The 13840-nt window shown below is 69.2% G+C and carries 7 protein-coding genes; 2 read left to right on the top strand and 5 right to left on the bottom strand.

All coding sequences use genetic code 11. The features are described from left to right. Window positions 1–85 precede the first annotated feature (85 nt). Window positions 86–1639 (bottom strand): cryptochrome/photolyase family protein, encoded by a 1554-nt coding sequence (locus H4O13_03915; protein ID MBE5314529.1) that lies wholly within the window; start codon window positions 1637–1639, stop codon window positions 86–88. Between the two features lie 83 nt (window positions 1640–1722). Between H4O13_03915 and H4O13_03910 the strand changes: the two genes are divergently transcribed. Next, window positions 1723–6555, top strand: coding sequence for an alpha-2-macroglobulin family protein (locus H4O13_03910; protein MBE5314528.1), 4833 nt, complete (start codon window positions 1723–1725; stop codon window positions 6553–6555). Between the two features lie 216 nt (window positions 6556–6771). On the opposite strand, the gene H4O13_03905 is transcribed toward H4O13_03910, so the two are convergent. Both H4O13_03905 and H4O13_03900 read right to left on the bottom strand, forming a co-directional pair. Then, window positions 6772–7527: a helix-turn-helix domain-containing protein gene (locus H4O13_03905; protein ID MBE5314527.1), complete on the bottom strand. Its 756-nt coding sequence runs from the start codon at window positions 7525–7527 to the stop codon at window positions 6772–6774. A 3-nt stretch (window positions 7528–7530) separates the two neighbouring features. Further along, window positions 7531–9591 carry a S9 family peptidase gene (locus tag H4O13_03900; GenBank protein MBE5314526.1) on the bottom strand — a complete coding sequence of 687 codons (2061 nt, stop codon included), beginning with the start codon at window positions 9589–9591 and terminating at the stop codon, window positions 7531–7533. 29 nt (window positions 9592–9620) lie between these two features. Here H4O13_03900 and H4O13_03895 point away from each other — a divergent pair, with 29 nt between their 5' ends. After that, the gene (locus tag H4O13_03895; GenBank protein MBE5314525.1) at window positions 9621–11354 is read left to right on the top strand and encodes a peptide MFS transporter; all 1734 of its coding nucleotides are present in this window, start codon (window positions 9621–9623) and stop codon (window positions 11352–11354) included. A gap of 159 nt (window positions 11355–11513) precedes the next feature. On the opposite strand, the gene lptG is transcribed toward H4O13_03895, so the two are convergent. Both lptG and lptF read right to left on the bottom strand, forming a co-directional pair. Then, window positions 11514–12611 carry an LPS export ABC transporter permease LptG gene (lptG, locus tag H4O13_03890; protein ID MBE5314524.1) on the bottom strand — a complete coding sequence of 366 codons (1098 nt, stop codon included), beginning with the start codon at window positions 12609–12611 and terminating at the stop codon, window positions 11514–11516. After that, complete coding sequence (gene lptF / locus H4O13_03885; GenBank protein MBE5314523.1) at window positions 12608–13708, bottom strand: LPS export ABC transporter permease LptF; 1101 nt, start codon at window positions 13706–13708, stop codon at window positions 12608–12610. Before lptF ends, lptG begins: the two co-directional genes overlap by 4 nt. Window positions 13709–13840: the final 132 nt, after the last annotated feature.

The following is a 13840-nucleotide window of genomic DNA, read 5'->3' as shown; positions in this document are numbered from 1 at the left end:
GGGTCGGCGGACTATACGGGGCGCACGGCCTTCCTCACAGAGGCAGGTTCCCGACCCGGTGAATCGCCGGGCCCGCTTGATCCGCCTACGGAATCGCCAAGCCCTGGCGAAGGGCCTCCGCCCGGGCGCGGATCGCCGCCCGCTTGGCCTCGGGCAGGCGCTCCAGGCTGCGCCACTGCAGGGCGGCGCGCGGATGCTTGGCGAAGCGCGCCTGGTGGCGCTCAAGGAAATCCCAGTACAGCGTGGTGAACGGACACGCCTTCGGGCCGACCGCTTCATCGGGCTTGAAGCGGCAGCCGCTGCAGTAGTTGCCCATGCGCTGGATGTACTTGCCCGAGGCGCAGTAGGGCTTGCTGGCCATCACCCCGCCATCGGCGAACTGGCTCATGCCCAGCACGTTCGGCAGCTCGACCCACTCGACTGCATCGACGTAGACCGCGAGATACCAGGCGTGCACCTCGCGCGGGCGCACGCCCAGCAGCAGGGCGAACAGCCCGGTCACCATCAGGCGCTGGATGTGGTGCGCGTAACCGTAGCGCAGGGTCTGCCCGATCGCCTGCTTCAGGCACTGCATGTCGGTGTCGCCGGTCCAGTAGAAGGCCGGCAGCGGGGCCTCCGCGCCGAGCGCGTTGTCGTCGAGGTAACCCGGCATGCGCAGCCAGTACAGGCCGCGCACGTATTCGCGCCAGCCGAGGATCTGGCGGACGAAGCCTTCGACCGCGGCCAGCGGTGCGTGGCCGTCGCGCCAGGCCTGCACCGCCGCATCGATGACGCGGCGCGGGGCGATGAGCTTCAGATTCAGCGCCACCGACAGGCGCGAGTGGTAGAGCCAAGGCTCGTCGGTCCACATCGCGTCCTGGTAGCGGCCGAACAGCGGCAGGCGCTGGCGGATGAAGTCCTCCAAAGCGTCCTCCGCCTGCGCGGGCGTCAGCGGCCAATCGAAGTGCGCGAGCTCGCCGGGGTGATCGGCGAAGCGCTCTGCGACGAGCCTCAGCACCTCGGCCGTGATCGTATCGGGCGCGAACGCGACGGGCGCCGGCAGCAGACCCGGCCCGCGCGCATCGAAGCTCTCGCGGTTGTCGGCGTCGAAGTTCCACTGCCCGCCGGCCGGCTCACGGCCGTTCATGAGCACGTCGTGGCGCTGACGCAACCAGCGGTAGAAGAACTCCAGCCGCAGCTCCTTCTTGCCGCGCGCCCAGCCGGCGTAGTCGTCGATGCTGCACAGAAAGTGGCGGTCTTCGCGCTCGATGACGCTCAAGCCTGCATCGGCCGCCACCGCCAGCAGGCGCTGCCAGACCCGCCAGTCGCCTGGCCGCACCCAGCAGAGCTCGGCGGGCTTGAGGCGGGCGATGTCCGCAGCCAGAGTGCAAGCGAGATCGGCATGCGCGTGCTCGCCGAGCCGGTGATAGACCAACGCCCTGCCCTGCGCGCGCTGGTCTTCGGCGAAGTGGCGCATGCCGGCGAGAAACACGGCGATGCGCGCCTTGTGCGACCAGACGTGGGTGCTCTCTTCGGCGACCTCGGCCATCCACACGGCATCGCAGGCCGGATCGAAGTCGTCGAACACCGCGCTGTCGCGGTCGAGCTGGTCGCCCAGCACAAGGTGCAGGCGGCGAAGGTGGGCGGGGCGCTGTTGCATGGCTGACCTATACTGGCGGCCCCATTCGGGGCTGGGAGCGAACCATGGGCAGTGTGCGCAGCGGGACGTGGATGGCATGTGCCTTGGCAGCGGCCCTGGCCCTGCTGGCAGCGGGATGCTCCAGCGAGGCGCCGCCGCCCGCGCCGATCGAAGCCCCCGCGCTCGAAACCGCACAGGTTCAGGGCTTTGGCCTCGCCCGCTGGGGCGCCGAACGCTACAACGGCCGCCCCGCTCTGGTGCTGGAGTTCTCGCAGCCGCTGGCGGTGACACAGCCCTTCGACGAGCTGCTCAAGGTCACCGGCCCCGACGGCGCCGAGGGCCAGAGCGGCTGGACGCTCGACCCCGACCGCACGCGCCTGCGCTATCCCTACATCGAGGCCGACAAGAGCTACAGCGTGCGCATCGACGCGCGCCTCACCGCGGCCGAAGGCGCCAGCCTCGGCAGCGAGGTGGTCAAGGACATCCATTCGGGCGCGCTGGCGCCGCAGGTCGGCTTCGCCAGCCAGGGCAGCGTGCTGCCGGCGCGCAACACCGACGGCCTGCCGGTGGTGTCGGTCAACGTGGCCGAGGTCGACGTCGAATTCCTGCGCGTGCGGCCCAGCGAGTACTCGAATTTCTTCGCCAATTTCCAGCGCTCCGGCCAGCGCCAGTGGTGGGACCTGGGCAACCTGTCCGGGCTGGCCGATTCGGTCTATGCCAACCGCTTCGTGCTGAACCAGCGGCCCAACGAGCGGACGGTGAGCTTCCTGCCGGTGCAGACCGTGCCTGAACTGCGCGAGCCCGGCCTTTACTTCGCGGTGCTGCGTCAGGTCGGCGACTTCAGCGGCCAGTACCAGACGACCTTCTTCAGCGTCACTGACATCGGCCTGCATGCGCGCCTGCACGGCGGCCAGCTGTGGGTGCGCGCGGCCTCCTTGGACAGCGGCGAACCGCGCAGCGGGGTGCGGGTGGAAGTGATCGACGACAGCGGCCGCGTGGTCGCTGAAGCCGCCACCGACGGCGACGGCCAGGCCACGCTGACGCATGCGCCCAAGCCCGAGGACGTGCTGGTCGCGCGCCGCGACGCCGAGCTGGCCTTGATCCCCTTCCGTCAGCCGGCGCTTGACCTGGCCGACTTCGAGGTCGCCGGCCGCCGCCACACCGCGCTCGATGCCTACGTGTGGTCGGGCCGTGACCTGTTCCGCCCGGGCGAAACGGTGCAGGCCTCGGCGCTCCTGCGCGATTTCGACGGCCGCTCGCTCACCGCCGCCCAGCCGCTGTTCGCGCGCCTGCTGCAGCCCGACGGCCGCGCCGTGGTCGAGCGCGAACTTGCCGCCGCCGAGCTGGGCTACTACAGCTTCGAGCAGAGGGTCGCGGAAGACGCCCCCACCGGCCGCTGGCGCCTGGAGCTGCGCACCGCGCCGGACGACAAGACTCCAGTCGGCAGCTTCAGCTTCCGCGTCGAGGAGTTCCTGCCCGAGCGCATGAAGCTGAACCTGGACGCCGAGGCCGGCCCGCTGACGCTGGGTGCCGACCTGGCGCTCGACATCGAAGGCGCCTATCTGTACGGCGCGCCCGCGGGCGGCAACCGCTTCAGCGCCGAGCTGGCCTATCGCGTCGACAGCGAGGCCGTGCCCGCGTTGCGCGGCTACCGCTTCGGCGACGCCACCCTGCAGCTGCCGGCGCCGCAGCAGGTGCTGGATGTCGAACTGGGCGAGGACGGCCGCAGCGCGCAGACCGTCGAGCTGCTGAAGGACGGCGCCGCGGGCGCCAGCCCGCTGCAGGTGATCGTCAACGGCAGCCTGTTCGAGAGCGGCGGCCGCGCGATCCGCCGCAGCCTGGTGCGCAGCCTGTGGCCGGCGCCGCAGCTGGTCGGCGTGCGCCCGCTGTTCGAATTGGCCGATGGCCCCGGCATCGACACCGAGGCCCAGTTCGAGATCGTGCGCAGCGACGCGCTGGGCCAGCTGCAGGCCGGCCAGGGCCTGGAGGTCAAGCTGGTGCAGGCGCTGCGCGACCTGCACTGGAGCTGGGTCGACGGCAGCGGCTGGAAGACCGACTACACCGAACGTTTTGTGACCGTCGAGTCGCGCACGGTCGACGTTGATGGCACTCAGCCAACGCGGATCGGCCTGCCGGTGCAGTGGGGCGAGTACCGCCTCGAAGTCACCGACCCGACGACGGGCCTCACCACCCGCCTGCCGTTTACCGCCGGCTGGGGCTGGAACGACGAGAACCGTGGTCTGGATGCCCGCCCCGACAAAGTCAAGCTGGCGCTGGACAAGCCGGCCTATCGCGTCGGTGATATCGCCGAGATCACCGTCACCGCGCCCTACGAAGGGCCGGGCGTGCTGCTGGTCGAAAGCGAGCAGCTGCTGCACAGCGAATCGATCGAGGTCGGCCCCGGCACGGTGCTGCGCGTGCCGATCAGCGAGGCGATGAACCGCCATGACGTCTACGCCAGCCTGATCCTGCTGCGTCCCGGCCAGAACGCCCGCCAGCCGGGGCCCAATCGCGCGCTGGGCGTGGTCCATCTGCCAATGGCCCGAGAGGAGCGCCGCATCGCGCTCACCGTCGATGCGCCGGACGCGCCGGTGCGTCCGGGCGCGCCGCTGGAGATCACCGTGCAGGCCAGTGACCTGGCCGGCGAGACGGCGCGGGTGACGATCGATGCCGTCGACCAAGGCATCCTGAGCCTCACCCGCTTTCCGCTGCCCGATCCGATCGCGCACTTCCTGGCGCGGCGCGGGCTGTCGATCGAGGCCTGGGACCTCTACAGCCGGGTGATCGAACGTTTCGAGGGCCAGCGCGCGCGCCTGCGCTTTGGCGGCGATGCCGCCCTGCCCAACCTGCCGCAGGCGCGTCGTCCCACCGCCAAGGTCAAGACCATCGCCCTGCACGCCGGCCCGGTCGTCTTCGATGCCGAGGGCCGCGCGACCGTGCGCTTCGAGGCCCCCGACTTCAACGGCGCCCTGCGCGTGGCCGCGCTGGCCTTCAGCGCCGAGCGCTACGGCCAGGCCGAGGACGAGGTCATCGTGCGCGCGCCGCTGGTGATGGAAGTCAGCACGCCGCGGGTGATGGCCCCGGGCGACCGCGCCCAGCTCAGCGTCGACCTGCAGAACCTGAGCGGCGCCGATGCGCGCTACACGGTCAGCGCGAAGGCCGACGCGCCGCTGCGCATCGCCGGCGGCAGCCAGCCGATCGAACTGCGCGACGGCGCGCGTCGCACCCTGGTGTTCGATCTTGAGGCCGGCGCCGGCAACACCGCGGCCAAGTTCAGCGTCAGCGCCAGCGACGGCAGCCGCGAGCTCACGCGCGAATTCGAGCTGGTGGTGCGTCCGGCCTGGCCGGCCGAACGCTTGAGCCGCGTGCGCGTGCTCAACGACGGCGAGACGCTGAGCTACGACACCGGCGACCTCGCCCCGCTCGAGGTCGACAGCGCCCTGCTGCAGGTCAGCCTGAGCCGACGCCCGCCGATCCCCTTCACCGATGCGCTCAAAGGGCTGATCGACTACCCCTACGGCTGTCTCGAGCAGACCAGCAGCCGGCTGTGGCCGCTGATCTGGCTCGGCAGCGAGGGCGGCCAGCGCCTGCCGGTCACACCGATGAGCGAACCCATGCGCCGCGACGCCATCGCTGCCGGTTTCGCACGGCTGTCGGCGATGCAGCAGGCCAGCGGCCACTTCAGCTTCTGGCCCGGCGACAGCTGGGAGCAGCCGATGCTGACGCCGTATGTCGCCGACCTGCTGCTGAGCGCGCGCGAACAGGGCGAAGCCATCCCAGAAGCGGTGCTCGAAGCGGCATTGAAGCGTCTGTCCGAAGACCTGCTCAGCGGCGGCGACGGCTATTGGAACTACGAAAACCCCGCGCATCTGCGCTTCGCTGCGCGCGCCTACGCGGGCTATGTGCTCGCCCGCGTCAACCGCGCGCCGCTCGGCACCCTGCGCACCCTGTTCGACAACGAGCAGGGCCAGTCGCTCAGCGCTCTGCCACTGGTGCATCTGGCGGTGGCCCTGCAACTGCAGGGCGATCCCGAGCGCGCGCGCAAGGCGCTCGCGGCCGCCGAGGACAAGACCGATGCGCGGCCGGAGTATCTCGGCGACTACGGCTCGGAGGTGCGCGACGCTGCGCTGATCCAGGTGCTGCTGCGCAGCCATGGCCTCAACGACGCCAGCAGCGATGAAGCGCTGATCGCCCTGGTCCGCGCGATCGACGCACGCGGTCCGCAGCGCTGGTTCAGCACCCAGGAGCAGGCCGCCCTGTTCCGCCTCGGCAGCCTGCTGCTGAAGGACGGCGACGAGCGCCTCGGCCTGCGTGTGTCCGGGGAAGAACCGCGCGCGCCGGCTCTGCTGCACAGCCTGCAGCTCGATGCCGACGCGCTGCGCCGCGGCGTGCGCATCGAGCCCGAGGGCGCCGCACCGATCCATGTGGTGGAAGAGGTGGTCGGCTTCCGCCGGCAGGCGCCGGCACCGGTCAGCGAAGGCCTGGGCGTGCAGCGCCACTATTTCCACACCGACGGCCGCGAGTGGGACGGCAGCGCGCTGAAGGAAGGCGACACCTTGGTCGTGCGGCTGACCTTGAACTCGGAAACCGCGCTGCGCGAAGGCCTGGTGGTCGACCTGCTGCCGGGCGGGCTGGAAGCGGAGAACCTCGGCTTGAGCGACCCCAACCAGATCGGCAGCATGGTCATCGACGGACTGGCGATGAGCGAGCGGCAGTGGCAGGCCGACATCAAGCATCAGGAATACCGCGACGACCGCTTTGTCGCCGCCGTCAACCTGTGGCCGGGCCAGCAGGCGCGCCTGTTCTACCTGGTGCGCGCGGTCAGCCCCGGCGACTACGTGCTGCCGCCGCCCTTCGCCGAAGACATGTATCGCCCGGACCGCCGCGCCATCGGTGAGGCCAAGCCGGCGAGGGTGAGGGTGGGTGGGGTGGAGTGAGCTGGGCGGGATTCGGGACTCAGGATGCGAGCAACGCAGAGCGTGTCGACGCCGGCAGGTCGTTGCGTGCTCGCTCTTTGTAGGAGCCTGCTTGCAGGCGACCCCAGCCCTCTTCGCTGATCGAGGCCCGTGTCGCGAGCAAGCTCGCTCCTACAAACGCCGTGAAGCGGCACCGTGCCGCTCGCTTGATGCTGAGGCTGCAATCGACACCGCGCCTCAGCGCCCCGCCGCCCGCATCTGCTCCGGCGCGTGCGCGGCATCGGACAGGCGCTTGCTGTCGAGGATCTTCAGCTGGCGGCCGCGGATGCTGATGATCCCGTCCTCCTGCAGCTTGGTGAAGCTGCGGCTGACCGTTTCGATGACCAGGCCCAGGTAGCTGGCGATCTCCTCGCGGCTCATCGGCAGGCTGAACTGGTCATGCGGCCGCCCCAGCGAGCGCAGCCGCTCGCTGAGCCCGTGGATGAACAGCAGCACGCGCTCGGCGGCGTGGCGGCGGCCGAGCATGCCCAGGTGGTCCTGATCGAGCTCCATGCTCTTGCCGATGATGCGCAGCAGCTGGTGCTGCAGGCCCGGCACCTGCTGGGCCACGCGCTCCAGCTCGTTCATCGGGATCTCGCAGACCTCGGCGCCTTCCAGCGCCTCAGCTTCGCAGCGATGGCTGCCGCTGCCCAGCGCATCCAGGCCGATCAATTCACCCGGCAGGTGGAAGCCGATAATCTGCTCGTCACCGTCCTCGTTCATGGCGACGGTCTTGAAACTGCCGGTGCGGGCGACGAACAGGGCGGACAGCGCGCTGCCCGAGCGGAACAGGCGGTCGCCGCGCTCCAGAGGCCGACGCTTCTTGACCAGCTCGTCGAGGCGCTCCAGCTCCTCGCCGCTGATGCCGGCCGGCAAGCAGAGCTGCTGAAGCGAGCACTGGCCGCAGCTCTTTCGCAGGCGCGCAATATCCAGCACGGTGGTTTCGGCAGTCACGGTTTACTCCTTGGTCCAGCGGTCCAGCCAATCGAGCACGGCCTCGTGCCACTGCACGCTGTTGGCAGGCTTCAGGATCCAGTGGTTCTCATCGGGGAAGTACAGGAACTGGCTGGGCACGTTGCGGCGCTGCAGGGCGGTAAACGCAGCGATGCCCTGCTCCACCGGAATGCGGTAATCGAGCTGGCCGTGGATGACCAGCATCGGGGTGTTCCACTGGTCGACGTGCAGCACCGGGTTGTGCCGCTCATAGGCCTGCGGGTTCTCGTAGACGGTGCCGCCGTTCTCCCACTCGGTGAACCACAGCTCTTCGGTGCTGTAGCCCATCATGCGCGTGTCGAACACACCGGCGTGGCTGACCAGGCAGTCCCAGGCCTCGCCCCACTGGCCGGCAATCCAGTTGACCATGTAGCCGCCGTAACTCGCGCCCAGCGCGCAGGCGCGCTCGCCGTCGAGAAAGTCGTAGCGGGCCAGCGCCGCCGCCCAGCCCTTCTGCAGATCTTCGAGCGGCTTGCCGCCCCAGTCCTGCGAGATCGAATCGGTGAAGGCCTGGCCGTAGCCGGTGGAGCCGTGGAAGTCGATGAACACCACGCCGTAGCCGCGCGCGGCATAGGTCTGCGGGTTCCAGCGGTAGTGGAAGCTATTGCCCATCGAGCTCTGCGGGCCGCCGTGGATGATGAACGCGACCGGGTACTTCTGGCCCGCCTCGAAGCCCACCGGCTTGACCACGAACCCGTAGACCGTGGCGCCACCGTGGCCCTCGAAGCTGAACTGCTCGTACGCACCCATGCCGATGCCAGCCAAGCGTTCGCGATTGAAGTCGGTGAGCGCGCGCTCGGCGCCGCCCTTCGGCGTCGTCAGGTAGAGCTGGGCCGGCTGGGTCAGGCTGTCGCGCTGGAACACAAGCGTGTCGCCGCGCAGGGCGAATGCGCTGACGTTGCCGCCGCCGACCACGATGCGCGCCTCGCCGCTGTCGGGCTTGACCGCGAACAGCGGATGGTCGCCAAGGCGATTGGTCGCGGTGTACAGCTCGCCCTGATGCAGACTCAGCGCGCCGGCCGAGAAGTCCCAGTCGGGCGCGACTTCGCGACGCGCGCCGCTTTCGATGTCCAGCGCCATGATGGCCATGCGGTCGGCCTCGAAGCCGGGGCGCTTCATCGCGGTGTAGTAGAGCGTCCTGCCGTCGTCCGCGAACAGCGGGTTGGCATCCCAGGCGGGGTTGTCCGGGGTCAGGTTGCGCGGCGTGGCCTGGCCTTCGACCTCGGCATGGAACAGATCGAAGTTGGTCGAGACGGGCTCGATACGTCCGGCGATGCGCGCGCTGAAGACGAGGCTCTGCGAGTCCGGCGCCCAGGCGTAGTCATCGACACCGCCGAACGGCATCGAGGGCACATCGCCGTCGATGCCGCGGCTGATCCGCACCGGCTCGCCGCGGGCGATGCCGTCCTTCAGTTCGGCGACGAACAGCTGGTTGCGCTGGCCGTCGTTCCAGCTGTCCCAGTGCCGCACGAAGAGTTGATCGTAGCTCTGGCCGGTGGCCTTGCTGCTGGCAGCGGCCTCATTGCGCTGCTTGCTGCAGGCGAGATCGGCGCAGTCGGGATGCACGCGGAAGCTGAGCGCCACGCGCTTGCCATCGGGCGAGACGCGGTAGGTGCCGACATCCAGCGGATAGTCGCTGACCTGACGCGCGCGCCCTCCGCGCACCGGCGCCGACCACAGCTGCATCGAGCCGCTCTCCGCGCTCAGGAAGTAGAGGCTGCGGCCGTCGGGCGAGAAGCTCGGGCTGTTGGCGCTCTTGCCTTCGGCGTTGACGCGGCGGGCTTGGGCGCCGTCTTCGAGGCCACGCAAAAACAGGCCGCTCACCGCGCGGTTGGCCTCCACATCCGCCTCGCGCAAGGTGTAGGCGAGCAGGCGCCCGTCCGGAGACAGGGTCGGCGCGCCGACGCGATCCAGCGAGTTCAGGTCGCGGGCGTCCAGACCGCGCTCGGCGGCATGGGCGGACATCGGAACAGACCAAGGCAGCGCAGCGACAAGCAGGCAGACGAGACGCGAGAACGACTTCATCATCGGAGTGGCTCCATAGGTTCGCAGGCATGTTAGGCCTCGCCCTTGGGGCTGCCAACCCGAAGCTTCGTCTGGAAGGGCAGATTCAGGCTGTCGCTATACTCGCGCCGCCCTGCGCCCCGCCCTCAGCGGGCGACCTCGCGCGCGGGCCATTCCTACCGCGGGAGTCCCAACGCGTGTCCCAAGCCATCCATCCCGCGAGCAGCGGGGAGTTGTTCGGCCATCCCAAAGGCCTGTACGTCTGCTTCCTCACCGAGATGTGGGAGCGCTTCGCCTTCTACGGCATGAAGGCCCTGCTCTTTCTGTACCTCACCAAGCATCACCTGTTCACCGACAGCAACGGTTACCTGCTGCTCGGCACCTATGCGGGCCTGGCCTACGCCCTGCCCCTGCTCGGCGGCATCCTGGCCGACCGCTACCTCGGCATGCGCAAGGCGGTGGTGTTCGGCGGCGTGCTGCTGGTGCTGGGCCAACTCGGCATGGCCTTTACGGGCAGCCAGGCCAGCGGCAGCGTCGGCGCCGCCCAGCAGGACCTGCTGGCGCTCCAGGTGATGTACGGCTCGCTGGCTCTGATCGCGGTCGGCGTGGGCTTCCTCAAGCCGAACATCTCAACCATCGTCGGCCGCCTGTATGCCGAAGCCGACCCGCGCCGCGAGTCCGGCTTCACCATCTTCTACATGGGCATCAATGTGGGCGCGTGGATCTCGTCGCTCGTAGTCGCATGGGTGGGTGAAGTCATCGGCTGGGGCTATGGTTTCGCCCTCGCCGGGGTGATGATGGCGCTCGGCCTTGTGCAGTTCATGCTGGGTCAGAAGCATCTACGCGGGCTGGCAGAGCCCTCGAATCCGGAGCACCTTGCTGCTCCAGCATTCGCCGGGCTGTCGCGCGAATGGTTGATCTATCTCGCGAGCCTTGTCGGCACCGTAGCGGTCTGGCAAGTGCTGCAGACACGCCTCGACTTCAGCTGGCTCGGCGCCGTCTTCGAAGGTCACGTGGTCACGCTCACTGAGGTTGTTGCAGTGGTGCTGGCGACGGGGCTTCTCGTCTGGTTCTGCCGGTTTCTGTTTTCTGGTGTCACGCCTCTGGAACGCGGCCGGATGATCACCCTCATGGTGCTGATCGCGATTAGCGCCCTGTTCTGGGGACTCTACGAACTGAGCTACGGCCCCTGGATCGCTTTTGCCGAACGCACAAGTGATCTGCGGGCACTGGGCTTTGAGTGGCAAGCCAGCCAGACCACCAACTTTGGTGCGGCATTCGTGATTCTCTTCAGCCCGATCTTTGCGTGGCTTTGGCCACGGCTTGACAAGCGCAACTTGAATCCCGGCCTCGCGGTCAAGTTCGGCCTGGCACTCATCCTGGTCGGCCTCGCCATGGGGCTGCTTCAGATCGGCGCAGAGAGTGGCGACCGTGGGCAACTCGTGAGCTTGTGGTGGATCATCGGCGCCTATGCGGTCATGGTGCTCGGCGAGATGCTGCTATCGCCTATTGGCCTCTCAGCCGTCACAACGCTATCGGTTCCGCGCGTGGTGGGCATGATGATGGGTGCGTGGTTCCTTGCATCGGCCTTCGGCGAAATGATCGCCGGCCGCTTCGGCACCTGGGCCTCGATCGCGCCGGAGGCCGACGGCAGCTTCGATGGGCCGAAGGCGCTCACGACCTACGGCGAGTTCTTCGGCCAGATGATGTGGATCGGCATCGCCGCCGGCGTGTTCATGCTGCTGCTGTCGCCACTGCTGAACCGCCTGACCCGTCCGCGCTGAACCCGGCGGCGCGCAGGCCCTCCCTGCTGCAAGGCCCCTGTGCGGCTTGAAGCCCGCGAGCCGCACCGGGGCGCGGATGCACGCGCGAAACCGTGATGCTCCCGCGGCCTGCCAGCCGCGGGAGCCCTCTCCGGGCACCGCGGCGCAGGGGCTAGGCGCTCAGAACCTCCGCCGGAACCGCCACCACGAGAACCCGCCCAAGACCACGGGCGGCACGAGGTTGGCCAGCCAGATCGGCTGGTGGTAGACCTCGGCGAGATTGACGCTGAGCCGCTGCAGCAGGAAATAGCCGAGGCCGAAGGCGATGCCGAGGAACAGGCGCTTGCCGAAACCGCCCGAGCGCAGGCTGCCGAAGGCGAAGGGCATGACCGCGAGGCAGAGCACCAGGGCGTTCAGCGGATAGAACACCCGCGCCCACCAGGCGGTGATGAAGGGGCCGGCGTCCAGCTCGTTGCGGGTCAGGTAGTCGATGCTGTGGCCGAGGTCGCTGAGCGCCAGATAGCGCGGCCGGGTGATGCTGAAGTCGAGGATCTCCGGGCTGAGCGCCGAGTCCCAGCGCTCGCGGGCTTTCTCCTCGAGCTCGGCGTGGCGCTCGAAGAAGCGCGTGCGGCGCACCTCGATCAGATCCCAGCTGTTGCCGAGGTGCTCAGCGCGCGCGGCCAGCGCGATGGCGATCAGCCGACCCTCGGCGTCGAACTCGAACAGGCGGACATCTTCCAGCACCACCTTGGACAGGCTGCCCTCGCCCTGCACGGAGCCGCGCCGCGCGTTCAAGAACAGATCGCCCTCGCGCGCCCACAGGCCAGAGCCGCTGGCCAGCGAGACATCCTTGGACTTGGCCTGCACGGCCAAAGCCTGGGCGGCGCGATCGCCCCAGGGGCCCAAGGTTTCGCCCGAGATCACCATCAGCCCGGTCAGCATCAGCACCAGGGCACCGGCGGCGGCGGAGATGCGCCAGCGCGGCAGCCCGGCGGCGCGCAGCGCGGTCAATTCAGAGGTGGCCGCCAGGCTGCCCAGGCCGAGCACGCTGCCGATCAGGGCCGCGGTAGGAAACAGCTCGTAGGCGCGGCGCGGCAGAGTGAAGGCGACATAGAGAAAGGCGGTATCGAGCGCGTAGTCGCCCTCGCCGATCTCATCGAGCTCGCCGACCAGGGCCGCCACGGCGTCGAAGCCCAGCAGCACGCCCCAGGTCAGCAGCAGGGCGCCCAGCACCTGGCTCATCACCAGCCAGTCGGCGCGGTTGATCCAGCCTCTCATGCCGCACCCGCGGCGCGCAGGCGAAGGCGGGGACGATTCGCCCGCGACTGCCGGCGCAGCAGCCAGATCGCGACGCCGGCCACGGCAGCGTGCACCCACCACAACCCGAGCCAGCCCGGCACGGTGCCATCGGCGATCAGGGCGCGACCGATGCCGAGCGCATTGAGATACACCACATAGCCCAGCAGGGCGATGAGGAGGCCACCGTAGCGCGCCGCCCGCGGCGGTGTCCGCGCCAACGGCAAGGCCAGCAGCACCAACAGCAGGGCGGCAATTGGCGCAGCCAGGCGCCAGTGCAGCTCGGCCTTGCTGGCCGGGTCGTCGGCCGCCAGCAGCACTGGCAGCGTGCGCTGCGACTCGGGTCGCCCCATCTCGGCGCGCTCGCTGTCGGGCACGCGGATGTCGTTGCGGGCGAAGCGCATCATGCGGAAGTCGAGCGCCTTGGGATCGCCCTCGACGCGGAAGCCATCGGTGAGCGAGAGGTAGCGCTCATCGCCCTGGGCTTCAAGGAACAGTTCACCCGAGCGCGCGGTGACCACGTCGAGGCGACCGTCGCGCTCGCTGGCCACGAACAGGCCGCGGAACTCGCTGCCGTCCTCGCTCATGTCCGAGAGGTAGATCACCGCGCTGCGCCCGGGCAGCTCGACGAAGCGACCGGGCTCAAGACCGATCACCAGCAGGCTCTTGTTGGCCTCTTCGATCATCCGCGTGGCCGCCCGCTGCGCCATCGGCGACAGCCACAGCGAGGCCAGGCCGACGATGAGCGCGACCGGCAGGGCAAGAGCGAGGATGGAGCGCTTGAGATCGCCGATGCCAAGGCCCACCGCGGCCAGTACCGACATCTCGCTGTCGCGGTACAGCCGGCCCAGGCCCAGCATCACGCCCAGGAACAGCGACAGCGGCAGCAGCAGGGGCAGGATGTCGACCGAGCGCAGGCCGACCTGCGACATCAGCAGGGCGGCCGGCACCTTGCCGCGCGCGATCTTGCTCAGCAGGTCGGCGAACAGGCCACTGAAGCTCACCATCAGCAGCACCAGCGTGGCGGCAAGGAAGGCCCCGGCCAGCTCGCGCCAGACATAGCGGTCAATGCGACGGATCACGCGCCCTCGCCAAAGCGAAGCACGGCGCAGCCGGCGGTGGGAGCGTGCTTGGATTCCAAGGGCGTCATTCGAAGGTCGCAGCGCGGGCGCGACGACGTCGGTTCGTGAAGGCGGGGCAACGGTGGGCTC

Source organism: Lysobacterales bacterium (genome assembly GCA_014946745.1).
Lineage (GTDB): Bacteria > Pseudomonadota > Gammaproteobacteria > Xanthomonadales > Xanthomonadaceae > Aquimonas.
The sequence above is the reverse complement of the archived record's forward strand: the minus strand, read 5'-3'. Positions and strand labels throughout refer to the sequence as shown.